At 72.2% G+C, this 18,397-nt stretch carries 20 protein-coding genes; 10 read left to right on the forward strand and 10 right to left on the reverse strand.

The window, feature by feature from the left end:
- Nucleotides 1–22 precede the first annotated feature (22 nt).
- Nucleotides 23–976 (forward strand): helix-turn-helix transcriptional regulator, encoded by a 954-nt coding sequence (locus tag ACWDD7_RS17405; RefSeq protein WP_450457932.1) that lies wholly within the window; start codon nt 23–25, stop codon nt 974–976.
- A 34-nt stretch (nt 977–1,010) separates the two neighbouring features.
- Here the strand turns inward: ACWDD7_RS17405 and argS are convergent, their stop codons facing one another.
- A complete protein-coding gene (gene argS, locus ACWDD7_RS17410) occupies nt 1,011–2,792 on the reverse strand; it encodes an arginine--tRNA ligase (RefSeq protein WP_351880468.1) in 1,782 nt (593 codons plus the stop codon).
- A gap of 210 nt (nt 2,793–3,002) precedes the next feature.
- Here argS and lysS point away from each other — a divergent pair, with 210 nt between their 5' ends.
- Nucleotides 3,003–4,742, forward strand: coding sequence for a lysine--tRNA ligase (gene lysS, locus ACWDD7_RS17415; protein WP_450457933.1), 1,740 nt, complete (start codon nt 3,003–3,005; stop codon nt 4,740–4,742).
- A 66-nt stretch (nt 4,743–4,808) separates the two neighbouring features.
- Here lysS and ACWDD7_RS17420 read toward each other — a convergent pair whose 3' ends face one another.
- The 6 genes from ACWDD7_RS17420 to ACWDD7_RS17445 form a co-directional block, all read right to left on the reverse strand.
- Nucleotides 4,809–5,672, reverse strand: coding sequence for a MauE/DoxX family redox-associated membrane protein (locus ACWDD7_RS17420; RefSeq protein WP_351880457.1), 864 nt, complete (start codon nt 5,670–5,672; stop codon nt 4,809–4,811).
- A 13-nt stretch (nt 5,673–5,685) separates the two neighbouring features.
- Complete coding sequence (locus ACWDD7_RS17425) at nt 5,686–6,294, reverse strand: cell wall protein (RefSeq protein WP_450457934.1); 609 nt, start codon at nt 6,292–6,294, stop codon at nt 5,686–5,688.
- Nucleotides 6,295–6,306: 12 nt separating this feature from the next.
- Nucleotides 6,307–6,729 (reverse strand): RlpA-like double-psi beta-barrel domain-containing protein, encoded by a 423-nt coding sequence (locus tag ACWDD7_RS17430; RefSeq protein ID WP_285562126.1) that lies wholly within the window; start codon nt 6,727–6,729, stop codon nt 6,307–6,309.
- Between the two features lie 184 nt (nt 6,730–6,913).
- Complete coding sequence (locus ACWDD7_RS17435) at nt 6,914–8,302, reverse strand: DUF2637 domain-containing protein (RefSeq protein ID WP_450457935.1); 1,389 nt, start codon at nt 8,300–8,302, stop codon at nt 6,914–6,916.
- A 119-nt stretch (nt 8,303–8,421) separates the two neighbouring features.
- Entirely contained in the window at nt 8,422–9,264 is an 843-nt protein-coding gene (locus ACWDD7_RS17440) for a DUF3558 domain-containing protein (protein WP_351864627.1), read from the reverse strand.
- Between the two features lie 140 nt (nt 9,265–9,404).
- Nucleotides 9,405–10,217 carry a DUF3558 domain-containing protein gene (locus tag ACWDD7_RS17445; RefSeq protein WP_450457936.1) on the reverse strand — a complete coding sequence of 271 codons (813 nt, stop codon included), beginning with the start codon at nt 10,215–10,217 and terminating at the stop codon, nt 9,405–9,407.
- A gap of 242 nt (nt 10,218–10,459) precedes the next feature.
- Here ACWDD7_RS17445 and ACWDD7_RS17450 point away from each other — a divergent pair, with 242 nt between their 5' ends.
- The 3 genes from ACWDD7_RS17450 to ACWDD7_RS17460 all read left to right on the forward strand — a co-directional run bounded on the left by ACWDD7_RS17450 (nt 10,460) and on the right by ACWDD7_RS17460 (nt 12,335).
- The gene (locus ACWDD7_RS17450; RefSeq protein WP_351864621.1) at nt 10,460–11,653 is read left to right on the forward strand and encodes an RtcB family protein; all 1,194 of its coding nucleotides are present in this window, start codon (nt 10,460–10,462) and stop codon (nt 11,651–11,653) included.
- A gap of 92 nt (nt 11,654–11,745) precedes the next feature.
- Nucleotides 11,746–12,036, forward strand: a complete 291-nt coding sequence (locus tag ACWDD7_RS17455) for a hypothetical protein (RefSeq protein ID WP_351864619.1) — start codon at nt 11,746–11,748, stop codon at nt 12,034–12,036.
- On the forward strand, nt 12,024–12,335 hold the full coding sequence (locus ACWDD7_RS17460; RefSeq protein WP_450457937.1) for a hypothetical protein: 312 nt from the start codon (nt 12,024–12,026) through the stop codon (nt 12,333–12,335). Before ACWDD7_RS17455 ends, ACWDD7_RS17460 begins: the two co-directional genes overlap by 13 nt.
- 36 nt (nt 12,336–12,371) lie before the next feature.
- Here the strand turns inward: ACWDD7_RS17460 and ACWDD7_RS17465 are convergent, their stop codons facing one another.
- From ACWDD7_RS17465 to ACWDD7_RS17475, 3 genes are read right to left on the reverse strand one after another with little or no spacing between them, the layout of a single operon-like run.
- Nucleotides 12,372–12,551, reverse strand: coding sequence for a hypothetical protein (locus ACWDD7_RS17465; protein WP_351864614.1), 180 nt, complete (start codon nt 12,549–12,551; stop codon nt 12,372–12,374).
- A complete protein-coding gene (locus ACWDD7_RS17470) occupies nt 12,551–13,327 on the reverse strand; it encodes an SDR family NAD(P)-dependent oxidoreductase (RefSeq protein WP_351864611.1) in 777 nt (258 codons plus the stop codon). Before ACWDD7_RS17470 ends, ACWDD7_RS17465 begins: the two co-directional genes overlap by 1 nt.
- A 49-nt stretch (nt 13,328–13,376) precedes the next feature.
- The gene (locus ACWDD7_RS17475; protein WP_351864608.1) at nt 13,377–13,715 is read right to left on the reverse strand and encodes a YnfA family protein; all 339 of its coding nucleotides are present in this window, start codon (nt 13,713–13,715) and stop codon (nt 13,377–13,379) included.
- A 51-nt stretch (nt 13,716–13,766) separates the two neighbouring features.
- Here ACWDD7_RS17475 and ACWDD7_RS17480 point away from each other — a divergent pair, with 51 nt between their 5' ends.
- The 5 genes from ACWDD7_RS17480 to ACWDD7_RS17500 all read left to right on the forward strand — a co-directional run bounded on the left by ACWDD7_RS17480 (nt 13,767) and on the right by ACWDD7_RS17500 (nt 18,269).
- The gene (locus ACWDD7_RS17480) at nt 13,767–14,231 is read left to right on the forward strand and encodes a hypothetical protein (protein WP_450457938.1); all 465 of its coding nucleotides are present in this window, start codon (nt 13,767–13,769) and stop codon (nt 14,229–14,231) included.
- Between the two features lie 79 nt (nt 14,232–14,310).
- Nucleotides 14,311–15,411 (forward strand): LLM class flavin-dependent oxidoreductase, encoded by a 1,101-nt coding sequence (locus tag ACWDD7_RS17485; protein WP_450457939.1) that lies wholly within the window; start codon nt 14,311–14,313, stop codon nt 15,409–15,411.
- Complete coding sequence (locus ACWDD7_RS17490; RefSeq protein ID WP_351864601.1) at nt 15,408–16,010, forward strand: FMN reductase; 603 nt, start codon at nt 15,408–15,410, stop codon at nt 16,008–16,010. Before ACWDD7_RS17485 ends, ACWDD7_RS17490 begins: the two co-directional genes overlap by 4 nt.
- A 129-nt stretch (nt 16,011–16,139) precedes the next feature.
- Nucleotides 16,140–16,856 carry a response regulator transcription factor gene (locus ACWDD7_RS17495; RefSeq protein ID WP_450458023.1) on the forward strand — a complete coding sequence of 239 codons (717 nt, stop codon included), beginning with the start codon at nt 16,140–16,142 and terminating at the stop codon, nt 16,854–16,856.
- 18 nt (nt 16,857–16,874) lie between these two features.
- The gene (locus ACWDD7_RS17500) at nt 16,875–18,269 is read left to right on the forward strand and encodes a sensor histidine kinase (protein ID WP_392214743.1); all 1,395 of its coding nucleotides are present in this window, start codon (nt 16,875–16,877) and stop codon (nt 18,267–18,269) included.
- The last annotated feature ends 128 nt before the right edge of the window (nt 18,270–18,397 follow it).

Consider the following 18,397-nt stretch of genomic DNA (forward strand, 5'->3'; position numbering starts at 1 on the left):
GGGATGTGCCAGACTTCCGGCCGTGATCGCCGCGTCCGCCCGTCTGCTGGGGTTGCTGTCCCTCCTGTCCTCCCGCCCCTCGTGGACCTGCGCCGAACTGGCGGAGTCCCTGAAGATCACCGACCGCACGGTCCGCCGGGACATCGCCCGCCTGCGCGAACTCGGCTACTCCGTCGACTCCGAGGCGGGCCCCTGGGGCGGCTACCGCCTGCGCGCCGGCTCCCGCGTGCCGCCGCTGATCCTGGACGACGAGGAGGCGCTGGCCGTGGCGGTCGGCCTCAGCGAGGCGGCCCTGAACCGCGCCCTGGGCAGCGACCAGGCCGCGCTCTCGGCCCTGCTGAAGCTCCGCCAGGTCCTGCCGCGCCGCGTCGCGGACCGCCTGGGCGAACTGGACGACGCCTTCGTACGACTCCCCGGCGCCGACGGGTCCGGGGTCAGTCCCGGCCTGCTGCTGGAGCTGGCGGGCGCGTGCCGGCGGGAGGAGCGGGCCCGGCTGTCGTACACGGACGCCGAGGGGCGCTCCACGGTCCGGGACATCGACCCGTACCGGCTGGTCCACACGGGCCGGCTCTGGTACCTGGTCGCCCGGGACGTCGCGCGCGGCCGGTGGCGCACCTTCCGGGCGGACCGCGTCGACCGACTCCAGTCCACCGGCCACCCGGCCGACCTCACCGACCCGCCGGACCCGGCCCAGCTGGTCTCCCGCAACATCGCGAACGGCCCCTACCCCCTGTCCGCCACGATCCGCCTCCCCCTCCCCCTCGACCAGGCCCTCCGCCTCGTCCCCCCGACCATCGGCACCCACCGCCCCGACGGCCCCTCCGCGACCCTGGTCGACATCGGCGGCCCGGACGCGGACGGGCTGGCCCGCTATCTGCTCACGCTGGGCACGCCGCTGCGGGTGCTGGCGCCGGACGAGGTGCGGGAGGCCGTGGTGCGGCGGGCGCGGGAGTGGGTGGCCGAGAACTCGCCCTAGCTGTTCTGTCCGGGGAGGTCCGGGGGTTCGCCGGTCAGAGCTTTTCCGGCGTCCTGATGCCCAGGAGGGACATGCCCTGGTGGAGGGTGCGGGCCGTGAGGTCGACCAGGAAGAGGCGGTTCTCGATCTGGGCGGGGGTGTCGGCCTTCAGGACCGGGCACTGGTCGTAGAAGGTCGTCAGGTGCGAGGCCAGCTGGTAGAGGTAGGCGGCCAGCTTGTGCGGCTCGTAGGACGCGGCCACGTCCAGGACCGTCTCGGCGAACTGGTCCAGGTGCAGGCCCAGCGCGCGCTCCGCCGGGGCCAGTTCCAGCTCCGGGTGGGCGGCGGGGCGGGCCTCGCCGGCCTTGCGGAGGATGGACTGGATACGGGCATAGGCGTACTGGAGGTAGACGGACGTGTCGCCGTTCAGCGAGACCATCTGGTCCAGGTCGAACTTGTAGTCCCGCACCGCCGAGGTCGACAGGTCCGCGTACTTGACCGCGCCGACGCCGACGTAGCGGCCGTTCTCCTCGATCTCCTGCTCGGTCAGGCCCACCTTCTCGGCCTTCTCCCGGACCACCGCCGTGGCCCGGTCGACCGCCTCGTCCAGCAGGTCCTGGAGCTTGACCGTCTCGCCCGCGCGCGTCTTGAACGGCTTGCCGTCCTTGCCCAGCACCGTGCCGAAGGCCAGCTGGATGGCCTTGACGTCGTCGTTCAGCCAGCCGGCGCGGCGGGCCGTCTCGAAGACCATGCGGAAGTGCAGGGCCTGGCGGGCGTCGACCACGTACAGGAGGGTGTCGGCCTTGAGGTTGAAGACGCGGTCGCGGATCGCGGAGAGGTCGGTGGCCGCGTAGCCGTAGCCGCCGTCGGACTTCTGGACGATCAGCGGGACCGGGTTGCCCTCCGGGCCCTTGATGTCGTCGAAGAAGACGCACAGCGCGCCCTCGGAGCGGACCGCGACGCCGGACTCCTCCAGGAGGCGGCAGGTCTCGGCCAGCATGTCGTTGTACCCGGACTCGCCGACGATGTCGGGGTCGCGGACCTCCATGTCCAGCTTCTCGAAGACGGAGAAGAAGTAGATCTTCGACTCGTCCACGAACTTCTGCCAGATGGCGAGCGTGTGCGGGTCGCCGGCCTGGAGGTCGACCACCCGGCGGCGGGCGCGGGTCTTGAACTCCTCATCGGAGTCGAAGAGCTTGCGCGCGGTCTTGTAGAGGCGGTCCAGGTTGGACATCGCCTCCTCGCCGGAGGCCGCGGTGTCCTCGGTGGACGCCTTGTGGTCCAGCTCGTGCGGGTGCTCGTCCAGGTACTGGATGAGCATGCCGAACTGGGTGCCCCAGTCGCCGATGTGGTGGCGGCGGACCACCTTCTCACCGGTGAACTCCAGGAGCTGGACCACCGAGTCGCCGATCACGGCGGAGCGCAGGTGGCCGACGTGCATCTCCTTGGCCACGTTCGGCTGGGCGTAGTCGATCACCGTGGTGCCCGGGTGCGCGGCGTACGGCACGCCGAGGCGGCCGGTCTCGTCCGCGTACCGCGCGGCCAGGTTCTCGGTGATCGCCCGGTCGGAGATGGTGAGGTTGAGGAAGCCGGGGCCCGAGACCTCGACGTCCTTGATCACCGCACCGGTGGTCACCCGGGAGACGACCTGCGCGGCCAGCTCCCGCGGGTTCGCCTTCGCCTTCTTGGCGAGGGCCAGGATCCCGTTGGCCTGGAAGTCGGCCCGGTCGCTTCGTCGCAGCAGCGGGTCCGCGCCGGCGGCCTCCGGCAGGGTGGCCGAGAGGGCGGACGCGAGCTGCTGCTGGACGGAGTCGCTGAGGGACGTGACCGAGGCCATAGGTGAGGTGCCGTTCTCCTCGTGGGGATGGATAGTCACGCCCAGTATCCCACGGGGGGTGAAGCGAATTTTCCGGTGCGCGGGTGAACGCGGGCCGCGGAAAGGCCGTCCAACGCGTTGAAAAGGCGTTTTCGCGGATGTGGGCCCGCCTGGGACAATGAAGCGGTCAGCCGTGCGACCGCAACGGCTGCCCGATGGAGAAAGAAGGACGTGCCGATCGTGGCTCAGAGCACCGAGACCACCGACTGGGTCTCCCGTTTCGCGGATGAGGTCATCGAGGAGTCGGAGCGCCGGGCCCCGGGCAAACCCGTCGTGGTCGCGTCCGGACTCTCTCCCTCCGGCCCCATCCACCTGGGCAACCTGCGCGAGGTCATGACCCCGCACCTGGTCGCCGACGAGATCCGCCGCCGCGGGCACCAGGTCCGGCACCTGATCTCCTGGGACGACTACGACCGCTACCGCAAGGTGCCGAAGGGCATCGCGGGCGTCGACGACTCCTGGGCCGAGCACATCGGCAAGCCGCTGACCTCGGTGCCGGCCCCGAAGGGCTCGGCGTACCCGAACTGGGCGGAGCACTTCAAGGCCGCGATGGTCGAGTCGCTGGCCGAGATGGGCGTCGAGTTCGACGGCATCAGCCAGACCGCGCAGTACACCTCGGGCGTCTACCGCGAGCAGATCCTGCACGCGATGAGGCACCGCGGCGACATCGACGCGATCCTCGCCCAGTACCGCACCAAGCCCAAGGCGAAGAAGCCGCAGCAGAAGGCCGTGGACGAGGCCGAGCTGGAGGCCGAGGAGGGCTCCGGCGCCGCGTCCGAGGACGACGGCTCCGCCGGCACCGCCGGGTACTTCCCGTACAAGCCGTACTGCGGCAGCTGCGAGAAGGACCTGACGACCGTCACCTCGTACGACGACGACACCACCGAGCTGTCGTACGTCTGCAACGAGTGCGGGTTCACCGAGACCGTCCGGCTCGCCGAGTTCAACCGCGGCAAGCTGGTCTGGAAGGTCGACTGGCCGATGCGCTGGGCCTACGAGGGCGTGGTCTTCGAGCCGAGCGGTGTCGACCACTCCTCTCCCGGGTCGTCCTTCCAGGTCGGCGGCCAGATCGTCGGCATCTTCGGCGGCGAGCAGCCCATCGGCCCGATGTACGCCTTCGTCGGCATCTCCGGCATGGCCAAGATGTCGTCCTCGCGCGGTGGTGTGCCGACCCCGGCCGACGCGCTGAAGATCATGGAGCCGCAGCTGCTGCGCTGGCTGTACGCCCGGCGCCGGCCCAACCAGTCCTTCAAGATCGCCTTCGACCAGGAGATCCAGCGGCTCTACGACGAGTGGGACAAGCTCGCCGCCAAGGTCGCCGACGGCGCCGCGCTGCCGGGTGACGTGGCCGCGTACACCCGCGCGGTCGGCACGGCCGCCGCCGAGCTGCCGAGGACGCCGCGCCCGCTGCCGTACCGCACGCTCGCGTCCGTCGCCGACATCACGGCCGGCCATGAGGACCAGGCCCTGCGCATCCTCTCCGAGCTGGACCCGGAGCGGCCGCTGGCCTCGCTGGCGGAGGCCCGGCCGCGGTACGACAAGGCCGAGGCGTGGATCAACACGCACGTGCCCGCCGACCAGCGGACCATCGTGCGCGAGGAGCCGGACGCCGAGCTGCTGAAGTCGCTGGACGAGGCGTCCCAGCGGTCCGTGCGGCTGCTGCTCGACGGCCTCGCCGAGCACTGGTCGCTGGACGGGCTGACGCACCTCGTCTACGGCGTGCCGAAGGTGCAGGCCGGGTTCTCGGCGGACGCGACGCCCAAGGAGCTGCCGCCGGAGATCAAGACCGCCCAGCGGACGTTCTTCGCGCTGCTGTACCAGCTGCTGGTGGGCCGGGACACCGGTCCCCGGCTGCCCACGCTGCTGCTCGCGGTGGGGCAGGACCGGGTGCGGGCGCTGCTCGGGGAGTGACACGGGCGGACAGGGACGAGGGGCTCTCCGTTCGGAGGGCCCCTCGTCCTGTGCGGCTTCGCCGCGTCAGGCGAGCAGGTCCACCGGGACCGGTTCGTCGGTGCGGTCGTCGATCAGGGTGACCCGGACCGCCGGTCTGTCGGTGGTGTCCTTCGTCGCGCGCGGGTCCACCGCGAACAGCACGGTGACCGGGCGCGCCGCGCCGTCGGGGTCGTGGACCCCGGCGAACTGGAGGAAGCGCCAGCCGTCGGCCTCCCAGTGGTCGATCAGCCCGGAGCGGACGACCGGCGCGGCGGCCACCCAGGCGAGCGAGCGCTCCAGCAGTTCGACGGAGGCGGCCACCGGCACCTCCTCGTCCCGGCCCGGGACGAGCGGGTGGCCGAAGATCCTCAGCCGGGTCCTGCGCAGCGGAACCAGCCACAGATGGTCCAGGTCGCTGGAGACCGCGGCCAGGACGGCCGTGGCGACGACGAGGAACGCGAGCGACGCCAGCGGATGCCGGGCGCCCTGGGTCCACCAGGCCGTCCGGGCCCCGGCGGCCGCGGCGCCGCCCAGCACGACCAGGCCCGCGCGGACGAAGGCCCGCCAGGTGATCGGGCCGTTGCCGCGGGCGGTGCAGCCGCAGGACGACTCCGGGGCGGTCGCGCGGGCGTACCCGAGGTAGCCGAGGAACCCGACGCCCAGGACGGCCGCCGCGATGCCGGGGACCGTGCCGGCCGGCGCGGCCAACAGGCCCGCGGCCACGACGAGTTCCACGGCCCCGGTGGACCGCAGGACCCAGGTGGCGCGGCGGCCGTCGTTCAGGACGCGGACCAGTACGGTGCCGGCCGCCTGCCCCGCGACCCGCCTGCCGAACGCCTTGCCCGCGCCGGTGGCGGCGAGCAGGACGCCGAGCAGCAGGGGCGCGAGGTCGGTGGTGAGCGATGCCATCGCAGTCCCCTCGTCAGTGCCCGACGCTGATGCGGGCGATGTCCACGCTGTCGTCCGCGGGCCGCCAGGCGCCCAGCACCTGGGCGTGGTGCCCGATCTTGAGCTGCGAGAGGTTGGAGGTGAGCGCGCCGCCGCGGAAGGACGCGGTGGTGCGCTTGTCCACGATGTTGCCGACCAGGGCGTTGCGGCCGTGGCTCAGGTGCAGCCGGGTGCGCTCGATGCCGCGGACGGTGACGTAGAGGTTGACGATGTTCACCCAGACCGCGTCGGCGGCCACGCTGCCGTCGGGCATCTCGACGCCCCGCGCGTACAGGCCGTCGCCGGTCTCGATGGCCTCGGCGGTGACGGTCTCCAGCTTCCAGATGCTCGTGGCGTTGGTGAGCTGGATGAGCCGGTGGGTGCCGTCGGCCTCGACGACGTCGAGGGTGCTGCCCTTGATCCGGCCGACCCGGCCGTCGACGAACGACGACCGGGAGATCGCCGGGTCCAGGGAGGGCATGGGGGCGGCGAAGGCGGCGTCCGCGTCGAGGCCGCCGAGCGCGGAGGCGCCCACGATGGTGGCGCCGCCGAGCGCGGCGCTGGTCAGGAGGCGGCGGCGGTCGATGCCGTTACGTCCGGTCATGGTGGTTCCCCCTCACTCGTAGATGTAGACGGGAAGCAGGCCGGAGCTGAGGCTGCCGATGGCCGAGAAGGCCGCCGGGGTCAGGTCGATGACCCGGTGGGTACGGCACGAGCCGTTGCAGCAGGTCTGCTCGCTGCACCACATCTGGGTGTTGGGGCCGCAGTCGGCGAGGGTGACGCAGACGGCGGCGCCGGAGCACTGGTGCTTGACGTTCACGACCGAACCGCAGCCGCGTCTGGGCATGTTCTCTCCGCAGGCGGCCGGATCGGTGACGCTCCAGCAGGCCGAGGAGAGGTTGGGCCAGGCGGCCATGTTCTTGCCGGACTGGCAGGTGCCGCAGGCGCCGGTGCCGGTGCTGCCGCAGGGGCCCCAGGAGCTGCCGCAGCAGAACCAGGAGGTCTCGCCTGCCCACAGGCTGGTGGATCCGCAAGCCATTGCTGTTCCCTTCGTCGCAGTGTTGACCGGTGCATGACAAAAGAGACGCGAAAACACTGTGCGGGATGGTGCGTTGGCGAAAGCCATGATGCTCGTTGCTACGCGCGTTGGCCAGGGGGTGTGGAGGGGCGGGTGCCGCTCCGTGTCGCTCCGTGGGCCGCTCCGGGGAGCGGCCCACGGAGCGTCAGGCGATGTGGTCCTCTTCCAGTTCCGCCGAGTGGCGCTGCTGGAAGCGGGCGGTGAGGTTCTTCAGCTCGGCGGGGCTGAGCTGGGTGCCGTACGTCGCCTGGATGTTCTCGCCCAGGATGTGGGGCGTGGGGTAGCTGCCGTCTATCGACTGGCGGAAGACCTGGTAGTAGGCGTCCTCGTCCGGTTCGGTGGCGGGGGTGCCGCCGCCTTCGCCCAGTTCGCGGGTGCGGCCCGGTCCGACGGGGATGGGGAAGCTGCCGGTCTCCTCGGGGGAGGGCTGCTGGAACCGCTCCGCGGGCTGGCCCTCGTACCAGTCCTCGTACTGCTCCTCGGGGTCGTACTGGGGGTCCGGGGGCGGCTCGAAGGAGGGGTCGTACCCGCCGTGGTACTCGACCTCGCGCGGAGCCTGGAACCAGGGGCTCTGCTCCTCCGGCGGGGGGCCCTCGGGGCGCTGGGCGCCGTGCGGCGCGGGGGCGGCAGCGGCGTTGGCGGGTGCGGCGGCGGGGGCCGGCGCGGCGGCCGGACCTCCGGCGGCCGGACCTCCGGCGGCCGGACCCGCGGCGGCCGGACCCGCGGCGGCCGGACCCGCCGGGGCTGCGACGGGGGCCGGCGCGGCGGTGGCCGGGTCCGTGGCGGGGGCCGGTGCGGCGGCCGTGGCGGCCGCCGCGGGTATCGCCGCCGTCAGTTCCGGCGTGGCGGGCGCCGGCGGCAGCAGCGCCGGCTCGATCCCCGCCGCCAGCAGGCCCGAGGGGGCCGTTTCCGCCAGCGGGACGCCGTAGCGCGCCAGGCGCAGCGGCATCAGGGACTCCACCGGGGCCTTGCGGCGCCAGGCGCGGCCGAAGCGGGAGCGCAGGCGGGCCTGGTAGACGAGACGTTCCTGCTCCAGCTTGATGACCTGCTCGTAGGAGCGCAGTTCCCAGAGCTTCATGCGGCGCCACAGCAGGAACGTGGGCAGCGGGGAGAGCAGCCAGCGGGTGAGCCGGACGCCCTCCATGTGCTTGTCGGCCGTGATGTCGGCGATCCGGCCGATGGCGTGGCGGGCCGCCTCGACGGCGACGACGAAGAGGATCGGGATCACCGCGTGCATGCCGACGCCGAGCGGGTCGGGCCACGCGGTGGCGCCGTTGAACGCGATCGTCGCCGCCGTCAGCAGCCAGGCGGCCTGGCGCAGCAGCGGGAAGGGGATGCGGATCCAGGTCAGCAGCAGGTCCAGGGCCAGCAGGACGCAGATACCCGCGTCGATGCCGACCGGGAACACATAGGCGAAGTTCCCGAAGCCCTTCTTCAGGGCCAGCTCGCGGACGGCCGCGTACGAACCGGCGAAGCCGATGCCCGCGATGATCAGGGCACCGCCCACGACCACGCCGATGAGTATCCGGTGCATCCGAGTCAGCTGCGGTGGCGCGGCCACTCGTACTCCCCTCCCGTTGCCTGTTGTTGCGCGCAACAGGGTGGCACACGTGTGCGGCGCACGTGGTGCCGGTCGTGCCTAAGCCCGTCCGGTCAGCTCTTCTTCGCGGACGCGGACGGCGAGGCGCTGCCGGAGGGCTTCGCGGACGAGCCCTGGGACGAACTCCCGGAACCGGAGCCGCTGTTGGCCGACGACACCGAGGCCACCGCCTCCTTGAGGGCCTTCTCCGCGGACTTGGCGAGGTCCTCGGCGTCGGGCGTCTTGTCGCCCGCGAGACCGGCGCCGTTGAAGTCGAGGGTGACGACCACGTTCTCGACCCGCGCGACGATGGTCTCCTGCTTGAAGAGACCCTCCTTCTTGCTCAGGTCGTAGCGCACGGACGTCGCCTCGTCGCCGACGCCGGACACCGGGACGACCTTGGCGTTCTTGGCGCCGCCCACCGACTGGGCGTCCTTGACCTGGTTGGTGAAGTACGCGTGGGCCTGGGTGTCGGCCGAGCCGCGGGCGGTGTCGGAGTCGAAGCGCAGCAGGGAGACGTTCAGCCAGCGGAACTGGGAGCCCTTGACGCCGTTGTTGCTCAGGCTGCTCCAGGAGCAGGAGGCACGGGACGACGGATCGTCCGAACTGCCCTTCTTGCCCGAGGTGTCGGCCTTCGGGACCATGTCGCCCAGGGTCTTGTGCGACAGCGCCTCGCACGGGTTCGGCAGCGTCCTGTACGCGGCCGGCGCCACCGTCGGGGAGGAGTCGGCGGACGGCGTCGTGCTGTCGCTCGCCGACTTCGTGGCGCTCGCGCCGTCGCTCTTGGGCTTGGAGTCGCCGGAGTCCGAGGAGCAGGCCGCGGTGATCAGCACCGCGGGAACGGCTGCCGCGCAGACAAGGGCACGGCGCAGACGCCTGGTTCGCTGCCGGTTCGGCTGGGCACGGTCGTCTCGCATGGCTCGCTGCATGGTTCCTTCACTCATGACGCTCGGTGTTCGTGCGGGTTCCTGCGGGGCCCCACCGTACGCGGTGAAGGAGCTGTGCGGTTTCCGTTCGAGAGCTTCGCGGGCGGGGGCGGACGGGGTGCGGAAGTGGATCAGCCACCCAGCGCGTCGTCCAGGTCGGCGGCCAGATTCCGCGCCCTGTCCTGCAATTCCTTGCTGTCCGGTACCGCGCCGGCGGCCATCGGCTGCTCCTCGTACTGGATGGTGACGACGACGTTGGACGTGCGGAACACCACAGTCACCGTCCGCTGCGCGGCGGTCGAACCGGACGTGCCGAGCCGGTCGTCCAGGTACGCCTCGTCACCGAGGTCGGAGAGGGTGCGCGGCTGGAGTTCCGGGGCGGCGCCGCCGGAGGGGGAGGCCGAGGAGGAAGCGGAGGCGCCGGGGGACGGGGAGCCCGAGGGGGTGCCGCCCGGGTCCTCGCTCCGCGTCGGCGCCGGCGAGGTGCCGCTCGGCGCGGGGAGGTCGGCGGCCGTCTCCTTCTGCTCGAACAACTGCCGGGCCTGGTCGTCGTCGCTGACCGTGTTGTCGTACGACACCACGCGCTCCAGGTCGACCGAGAGGCGGTCGGTGGCGGCGGTGGAGGCGACCTTCCAGCGGCAGCCGACCTTGCGGTCGGTGTCGTACGTCAGCTCGGCCTCGCCCTGGTAGGCCTTGTTCCGCTGGTCGGGGTCGGTGATCTGCCGGATGCCGGGCAGCAGCGCGTCGAGGGTGCCGTGGCTCACCGCGCCGCAGGGCTCGGGGAGGGTGCGGTACCTGCCGGGCTGGGCGGCCACCGCGGAGGTCCCGGCGTCGCCGGGGTTGGCGTCGTCCGCGGTGCCGGAGCCGCCCGACCCGCCGGTGCAGCCCGCCAGCAGCGCCGCGAGCAGGGCGGCGGTGCCGGGTACGTACGCCTTCCGCTGCACGGGCGGACTCCTCTCGACGGCTGCGCTCCGACGGATGCGCTCCGACGGATGCGCGCGATGGTCGCTTCAGTGTCCCCGCTGGTTATTCGCTTGCCGCGGCGGGGGCGGGCCTGGAGACAATGTGTATCGCACGCGCCGCCGTGGATGCCGGTCCGCGGTCCTCTTTCGATGCGCTTGGCGCTGCTTTTCCTTTTTGTTGCTTCAAAGCCATTTGTTGTCGTTTTCGGGGGGACGAGTAAGCCATGTCGTACGTGGAGATGCCGGGCGCCCGGGTACCGATCCGGATGTGGACCGACCCGGCGACGGTCGAGGACGGCGCCCTGCGCCAGTTGCAGAACGTCGCGACCCTGCCGTGGATCAAGGGCCTGGCCGTGATGCCGGACGTGCACTACGGCAAGGGCGCCACGGTCGGCTCCGTGATCGCGATGCGGGGCGCGGTGTGCCCGGCCGCGGTCGGCGTGGACATCGGCTGCGGGATGTCCGCGGTGAAGACCTCGCTGACCGCGAACGACCTGCCGGGCGACCTGTCCCGGCTGCGCTCGAAGATCGAGCAGGCGATCCCGGTGGGCCGCGGCATGCATGACGACCCGGTCGACCCGGGCGGCTTCCACGGGCTCGCGACCAGCGGCTGGGACGCGTTCTGGGCGCGGTTCGACGGGGTGGCCGAGGCGGTCCACTTCCGCCAGGAGCGGGCCACCAAGCAGATGGGCACGCTCGGCAGCGGCAACCACTTCGTGGAGGTCTGCACCGACACCACCGGCGCGGTCTGGCTGATGCTCCACTCCGGTTCCCGCAACATCGGCAAGGAGCTGGCCGAGCACCACATCGGCGTGGCCCAGAAGCTCCCGCACAACCAGGGCCTGGTCGACCGCGACCTCGCCGTCTTCGTCGCGGACACCCCGCAGATGGCGGCGTACCGCAACGACCTGTTCTGGGCGCAGGAGTACGCCAAGTACAACCGCACGCTGATGATGGCGCTCCTGAAGGACGTGATCCGCAAGGAGTTCAAGAAGGCCAAGCCGCTCTTCGAGCCGGAGATCTCCTGCCACCACAACTATGTGGCGGAGGAGCGGTACGACGGCATGGACCTGCTGGTCACCCGCAAGGGCGCGATCCGCGCCGGCTCCGGCGACCTCGGCATCATCCCGGGCTCCATGGGCACGGGTTCGTACATCGTGAAGGGCCTGGGCAACGACAGCTCCTTCAACTCGGCCTCGCACGGCGCGGGCCGGCGCATGAGCCGGAACGCGGCCAAGCGGCGCTTCACGGCGAAGGACCTGGAGGAGCAGACGCGGGGCGTGGAGTGCCGTAAGGACTCCGGCGTCGTGGACGAGATCCCGGGCGCCTACAAGTCCATCGACCAGGTCATCGACCAGCAGCGGGACCTGGTGGAGGTCGTGGCGAAGCTGAAGCAGGTCGTCTGCGTCAAGGGCTGAGGCGAGCGCGCCGGCGCAGGGGGCCGGAACCGCACCGGCCCCCTGCGCCGTCCTCCTGGTGCAGGCATCGACTCGGTGGGGAGGGACGGCCGATGAGCCGGGTGCGCACAGGCGGGGCGATCCGCGCCGCGGGTCTGGCGGTGATCGTGGCGGGGCTGCTCGCGGGGTGCTCGCAGAGCTACAACGACGAGCGCGGCAAGGGTGACGCGCCCGTGCAGGGCAGGGCGGGCGACAACACGCCCGCCGAGGTCTACAACATGCCCGACGGGTTCGGGAACCTGGCCACGAAGTGCGTGGGGCACGGGTTCCGGGCGTACGTGACCACCAACGCCGGCGGTCCGTCCAACGTGCAGATCGTGGAGGACAAGGCGTGCGCCGGCTGAGCGCGGGGCTCGCCGTGGCGGGCCTCTGCGCGGCGCTGCTGCTCGGCGGCTGCTCACGGCAGCACTACGAGGAGCGCGGCAAGGCGGACGCCCCGGTGGCGGGCCGCGCCGGGGAGGACACGCCCGCCGAGGTCTACAACTTCCCCGACGGGTTCGGGAACCTCGCCACCAAGTGCGTCGGCGAGGGCAGGCGGGCATACGCCACGACCAGATTCGTGCAGGCCGAGGACGAGGACGACGTCACGATCATCCCGGCGCACGCGGTCGTCGTGGACGACCCGACGTGCCACGCCAAGTGACCGCGACGTGCCACGCCGAGTGAACGGGCGAGCCGGTTACTTGGCGTGCCGTACGGCGTAGATCATGACGAACGCCACCACGTGGATGCCGAAGAGGAAGTAGGCGAGGAAGTACCAGACCTTGCGCTCGTCCCTCTTCTCCTGGGCGAGGCGGCGCTGGTCGAATTCCTCGTCGGGCGTGAGCGGCGCCGGGGCGCCGGCGGTGTCGTCGGCCATCACAGCTCCCGGTGGACCTTGGTGTTGGAGGCCTGGGCGCGCGGGCGGACGACCAGGAGGTCGATGTTGACGTGGCTGGGCCGGGTCACCGCCCAGGTGATGGTGTCCGCCACGTCGTCCGCGGTCAGCGGCTCGGCCACGCCCGCGTAGACCTTCGCCGCCTTCTCCGCGTCGCCGCCGAAGCGGGTCAGGGCGAACTCCTCGGTCCTGACCATGCCGGGCGCGATCTCCACGACGCGCACCGGGCTGCCGACGATCTCCAGACGCAGGGTCTCGGCGAGCACATGGGCGCCGTGCTTGGCGGCGACATAGCCGGCGCCGCCCTCGTAGGTGGCGTGCCCGGCGGTGGAGGAGACCACCACCACGACGCCGTCGCCGCTCGCCTCCAGCTTGGGCAGCAGGGCCTGGGTGAGGTTCAGGGTGCCGATGACGTTCGTCTCGTACATCGTGCGCCAGTCGGCCGGGTCGCCGGTGGCCACCGGGTCGGCGCCGAGCGCGCCGCCCGCGTTGTTCACCAGGACGCCGACGGTACGGAACGCGGTCGCGAACTCGTCCACGGCGGCGCGGTCGGTCACGTCCAGCGGGTAGGCCGTCGCCGAGTGGCCTGCCGCGGTGATCTCCTCGGCCAGGGCCTCGATACGGTCCTTGCGGCGGGCGGTGAGCACCACCCGGTAACCGGCCGCGGCGAGCCGCCGGGCCGTCGCGGCGCCGATTCCGCTGCTCGCACCGGTGACGACGGCGATGCGGGAGGCTGCGGACGGGGCGGGCGTGGCCATGGGCTGCTCCTCGGGTTGGTCGGCGGGCTCCCACCAATGTAGGCGAGGCTCAGCCGCCGTTCCTCGGCGCCCACATGATCAGCGCCATCCCGCCGAGGCAGACGAGCGTCCCGGCGATGTCCCAGCGGTCCGGCCGGTAACCGTCCGCGACCACGCCCCACAGGACCGAGCCCGCCACGAAGATCCCGCCGTACGCCGCCAGGACGCGCCCGAAGTGCGCGTCCGGCTGGAAGGTCGCGACGAAGCCGTACGCCCCGAGCGCGAGCACCCCGCCCGCCGCCCACAGCCAGCCCCGGTGCTCCCGCACCCCCTGCCACACCAGCCAGGCCCCGCCGATCTCGAAGACCGCGGCGAGGACGAACAGGGCGGCGGAGCGGAGGACCGGCATGGCGGCAGCTTCGCACGGGGCCGGGAGCGGCCGGGCGAGGGGGTTCACCTGTTGGACGGCGCCTGGGCGGGGGCCGGGCCCGAGGCGGATCTCGCCCTCCACGGCACCGCGACCATGGACGGGGACCGGATGGACGTCCGGATCACCCCGTACGACCTCGGACCCGATCCCGTCGCCGTCGCCGTCGCCGTCGCCGTCGCCGTCGCCGTCGCCGTCGCCGTCGCCGACGTGCGGCTGCGCTGGTCGGTGCCGATGGCGGACGCGCAGCGGCTGCCCGCGCGGTGCGTGCGGGAGGACGAGCGGACGGTGCTGTGCGGGACGGGGGCGCTGCCGGCGGACGGGCCGGGCCAGCGGCTTCGGGTGCCGGTGCGGCTGCGGGAGCGGGCCGCGGAGGTGACCGTCGAGGTGGACACCGTGTGGGCCGGGGGCGCGGCGGACCGGGACGGTACGAACGACCGCTTGTCGGTGCTGGTGCTGGTGCTGGTGCTGGACACGGGGGACACGTACGCCTTCTGAGGCCTCCGGAATATCCGGGGAGGGGGGACTGTTGGCCGCGATATAGTTGAACGGTCAACAACATGGAGGGTGAGCGACCATGCAGTTCGGGATCTTCACGGTCGGCGACGTCACGCCGGACCCCACCACGGGGCGCACGCCGACCGAGCGCGAGCGGATCAAGGCCATGGTCGCCATCGCGCTCAAGGCCGAGGAGGTCGGCCTGGACGTCTTCGCCACCGGCGAGCACCACAACCCGCCGTTCGTGCCGTCGTCCCCGACCACGATGCTCGGCTACATAGCCGCGCGGACCGAGAACCTGATCCTCTCCACGTCCACCACGCTGATCACCACCGACGACCCGGTGAAGATCGCGGAGGACTACGCGATGCTCCAGCACCTGGCCGACGGGCGCGTCGACCTGATGACGGGCCGCGGCAACACCGGCCCGGTCTACCCGTGGTTCGGCAAGGACATCCGCCGGGGCATCGACCTCGCCATCGAGAACTACGCCCTGCTGCGCCGGCTGTGGCGCGAGGACGTCGTCGACTGGGAGGGCACGTTCCGCACACCGTTGCAGGGCTTCACGTCCACCCCGCGGCCGCTGGACGGCGTGGCGCCGTTCGTCTGGCACGGCTCCATCCGTTCGCCGGAGATCGCGGAGCAGGCCGCGTACTACGGCGACGGCTTCTTCCACAACAACATCTTCTGGCCGGCCGAGCACACCAGGCAGATGGTCGAGCTGTACCGGACGCGGTACGCCCACTACGGGCACGGCACGCCCGAGCAGGCGATCGTCGGCCTCGGCGGTCAGGCGTTCATGCGGAAGAACTCGCAGGACGCGGTGCGCGAGTTCCGGCCGTACTTCGACAACGCGCCGGTGTACGGCCACGGGCCCTCGCTGGAGGACTTCACCGAGCAGACCCCGCTCACGGTGGGCTCCCCGCAGCAGGTGATCGAGCGGACCCTGTCGTTCCGGGAGACCGTCGGCGACTACCAGCGCCAGCTGTTCCTGATGGACCACGCGGGGCTGCCGCTGAAGACCGTGCTGGAGCAGCTGGACCTGCTCGGCGAGGAGGTTGTGCCGGTGCTGCGGAAGGAGTTCGCCCTCGGCCGCCCGGCGGACGTTCCCGAGGCGCCGACCCACCAGTCGCTGCTGGCCGCGAAGGCGGCGGAGGAGAAGGAGGAGAGCGCCCGATGAAGCTCGTCGTCGTGTCGGCGGGGCTGAGTGTCCCGTCGTCCACCCGGCTGCTGGCCGACCGGCTGGCGGCGGCGGTGGACCGCAGGACCCCCGTGGGCACCGAGGTGATCGAGCTGCGTGACCTCGCCGTCGAGATCGCGCACCACCTCACCAACGGGTTCCCGGGCAAGGCGCTCGCCGCCGCGCAGGACGCGGTGGCGGGGGCGGACGGGCTGATCGTCGTCACGCCGGTGTTCAGCGCGTCGTACAGCGGGCTGTTCAAGTCCTTCTTCGACGTGCTGGACAAGGACGCGCTGGTGGGCAAGCCAGTACTGATCGCCGCGACCGGGGGTACGGCACGGCACTCCCTGGTCCTCGACCACGCCCTGCGCCCCCTCTTCTCCCACCTCCGAGCCGTCGTCGTCCCGACCGGCGTCTACGCGGCCTCGGAGGACTGGGGCGCGGAGGGACTGCCGGACCGGATCGAGCGGGCGGCGGAGGAACTGGCCGCGCTGATGCCGAAGACGGAACGGCGGGGGGAGGCGCCGGTGGTGCCCTTCGCGGAGCGGCTGGCGGCACTGGCCGCGGTCCGGCCGGGGGAGCAGGCCCCCGTTCGGTGAGAAGAGGGTAGGCGACCCGATGCGGTTGCCCGTTCGACGGTGAGAGGCCGGTAAAAAGGGTGATCGTAGGCCCAACCACCCCGGCCGAACCGCCGGAGGCCTTGGCAGACTGGGTGCGTGCCCCAGACTGTGCTCCTCGCCGAAGACGACCGCGCCATCCGCCACGCCCTCGAACGTGCCCTGACCCTGGAAGGGTACGAGGTGACGGCGGTCGCCGACGGCGTCGAGGCGCTCGCACAGGCCCACAAGACCCCGCCGGACGTCCTCGTGCTCGACGTGATGATGCCCGGCATCGACGGCCTCCAGGTCTGCCGCGTGCTGCGCGCCGAGGGCGACCGCACCCCCATCCTCATGCTCACCGCCCTCGTCGAGACCGCCGACCGCATCGCGGGCCTGGACGCAGGCGCCGACGACTACGTGGTCAAGCCCTTCGACGTCGAGGAGGTCTTCGCCCGGCTGCGCGCCCTGCTGCGCCGCACCAGCCCGGTCCCCGCCGGGCCGGCCGGCGGCGACGGCGGCGGCCGGGGCGAGCCCCAGCTCTCCGACCGGCAGATCGAGGCCGCCGGCATCCGCATGGACCTCCAGGCCCGCCGGGCCTGGCGCGGCAGGCGGGAGCTGGAACTGACCCGTACCGAGTTCGAGCTGCTCGAACTGCTGGTGCGCAACGCCGGCATCGTCCTCGACCACTCCACGATCTACGACCGCATCTGGGGCTACGACTTCGGCCCCGGCTCCAAGAACCTCGCCGTCTACGTCGGTTACCTGCGCCGCAAGCTGGACGAGCCCGGCGCCCCACAGCTGATCCACACGGTGCGGGGCGTGGGTTACGTGCTGCGGGAGGACTGAGTGGGCCGCCTGCGCCGGATGCTCGCTCGGCGTCGGCCCAAGCTGGTCTCCCTGCGCACCACCTTCGCCGTCTCCTTCGCCGCCGTCACCGCTGCCGTCGCGATCCTCGTCGGCATCGTGTCGTACGGCTCGGCCGCCCGGCTGGTCCGCGTCGACCAGCAGTCGGTGTTCAGCCAGGTCGTGCAGGACGTGCGGGACGAGGTACGGCAGCACACGATGGTGCCGGAGGACTTCTCCTCCTCCCGGCCCGGCCACGACCTGGTCCGGCCCGCCCGTACCGATGTGCAGGTGCTCGGCGCGCACGGCGAGATCGTGGACCACGGCGACCCCTCGCTCCCCGTCACCTCCCGCGACAGGGCGATGGCGCTCGCGCGGTCGGCCGGGAAGGCGGTCGAGCACAAGGACGTGCAGGTCGGCGAAGACCTCTACCGCATCGCCACCGTCTCGCTCGGCGACCGGCGGGGCGCGGTGCAGGTGGCGCAGGAGTTCAGCGACACCGAGGACCTGCTGCGCACGCTCCAGCAGCGGACGCTGATCCTGATGGCGGCGGTGGTGGTGGCGGCCGGGCTGTTCGGCTGGTGGCTGGCCCGCCGGATCACCCGGCGCCTGGTGGTGCTCACCTCCGCCGCGGAGGACGTCGCCCGCACCCGCCGGCTGGGCATCGAGGTGCCGGTCGCCGGGCTCGACGAGGTGGGGCGGCTCGGGCGGGCCTTCGACCGGATGCTGGGGCGGCTCGCGCAGTCGGAGGAGGACCAGCGGAGGCTGGTCCAGGACGCGGGCCATGAGCTGCGTACGCCGCTCACCTCGCTGCGCACGAACATCTCCCTCCTCCGCCGCATCGACGAACTGCCTCCCGACACCCGGGACGAACTGGTCGCCGACCTCACCCAGGAGGCGCGCGAACTCACCGATCTCGTCAACGAGTTGGTCGACCTCGCAGCCGGGCAGTCCGACACCGAGCCGCCGCAGCGGGTGGACCTCGCGGACATCGCGGAGGACGTGGTGGGGCTGGCGTCGCGGCGTACCGGACGGCAGATCGTGCTGCGCGTGAGCGGCGACACGACGACCGACGGGCGGCCCGGGATGCTCCAGCGGGCGATGTCCAACCTGGTCGAGAACGCCGCCAAGTTCGACCGCGGCGGCAAGGCGCCGATCGAGGTCCACGTCAAGGGGCCGGCGCGACCGGGGACGGTACGGGTGGAGGTCCTGGACCGGGGGCCCGGGATCGCGGAGGGCGACCTGATCCGCATCTTCGACCGCTTCTACCGGGCCGCGGACGCGCGGTCCCTGCCGGGGTCGGGGCTCGGCCTGTCCATCGTGCGGGAGGTCGCGATGGCTCACGGGGGCGCGCCCTTCGCGTACCGGCGGGAGGGCGGGGGCGCGGTGATCGGCTTCACGGTGGGCGGGGGCTAGCGGTTCCGGGCCTCCCGCACCCGTCCCCCGCACCCTCACCGCTTCCCCCGCAGCGCCCGCACCACCTCCGCCACCGCGCCCAGGACCGACGCCCGGTCCTCGGAGTCGGTGTCGGTGAGGGCGGAGCG

The sequence above is a fragment of the Streptomyces sp. NPDC001056 genome (assembly GCF_053598955.1).

Bases quoted from the DNA above. Each gene is read 5' to 3' on its own strand.
- ACWDD7_RS17490 (WP_351864601.1), top strand. From the start codon at position 15,408: ATGAAGCTCGTCGTCGTGTCGGCGGGGCTGAGTGTCCCGTCGTCCACC.
- ACWDD7_RS17435 (WP_450457935.1), bottom strand. From the start codon at position 8,302: ATGCACCGGATACTCATCGGCGTGGTCGTGGGCGGTGCCCTGATCATC.
- ACWDD7_RS17450 (WP_351864621.1), top strand. From the start codon at position 10,460: ATGTCGTACGTGGAGATGCCGGGCGCCCGGGTACCGATCCGGATGTGG.
- ACWDD7_RS17465 (WP_351864614.1), bottom strand. From the start codon at position 12,551: ATGGCCGACGACACCGCCGGCGCCCCGGCGCCGCTCACGCCCGACGAG.
- argS (WP_351880468.1), bottom strand. From the start codon at position 2,792: ATGGCCTCGGTCACGTCCCTCAGCGACTCCGTCCAGCAGCAGCTCGCG.
- ACWDD7_RS17500 (WP_392214743.1), top strand. From the start codon at position 16,875: ATGCTCGCTCGGCGTCGGCCCAAGCTGGTCTCCCTGCGCACCACCTTC.
- ACWDD7_RS17475 (WP_351864608.1), bottom strand. From the start codon at position 13,715: ATGCCGGTCCTCCGCTCCGCCGCCCTGTTCGTCCTCGCCGCGGTCTTC.
- ACWDD7_RS17485 (WP_450457939.1), top strand. From the start codon at position 14,311: ATGCAGTTCGGGATCTTCACGGTCGGCGACGTCACGCCGGACCCCACC.
- ACWDD7_RS17470 (WP_351864611.1), bottom strand. From the start codon at position 13,327: ATGGCCACGCCCGCCCCGTCCGCAGCCTCCCGCATCGCCGTCGTCACC.
- ACWDD7_RS17430 (WP_285562126.1), bottom strand. From the start codon at position 6,729: ATGGCTTGCGGATCCACCAGCCTGTGGGCAGGCGAGACCTCCTGGTTC.
- ACWDD7_RS17420 (WP_351880457.1), bottom strand. From the start codon at position 5,672: ATGGCATCGCTCACCACCGACCTCGCGCCCCTGCTGCTCGGCGTCCTG.
- ACWDD7_RS17440 (WP_351864627.1), bottom strand. From the start codon at position 9,264: ATGCGAGACGACCGTGCCCAGCCGAACCGGCAGCGAACCAGGCGTCTG.
- ACWDD7_RS17455 (WP_351864619.1), top strand. From the start codon at position 11,746: ATGAGCCGGGTGCGCACAGGCGGGGCGATCCGCGCCGCGGGTCTGGCG.
- ACWDD7_RS17425 (WP_450457934.1), bottom strand. From the start codon at position 6,294: ATGACCGGACGTAACGGCATCGACCGCCGCCGCCTCCTGACCAGCGCC.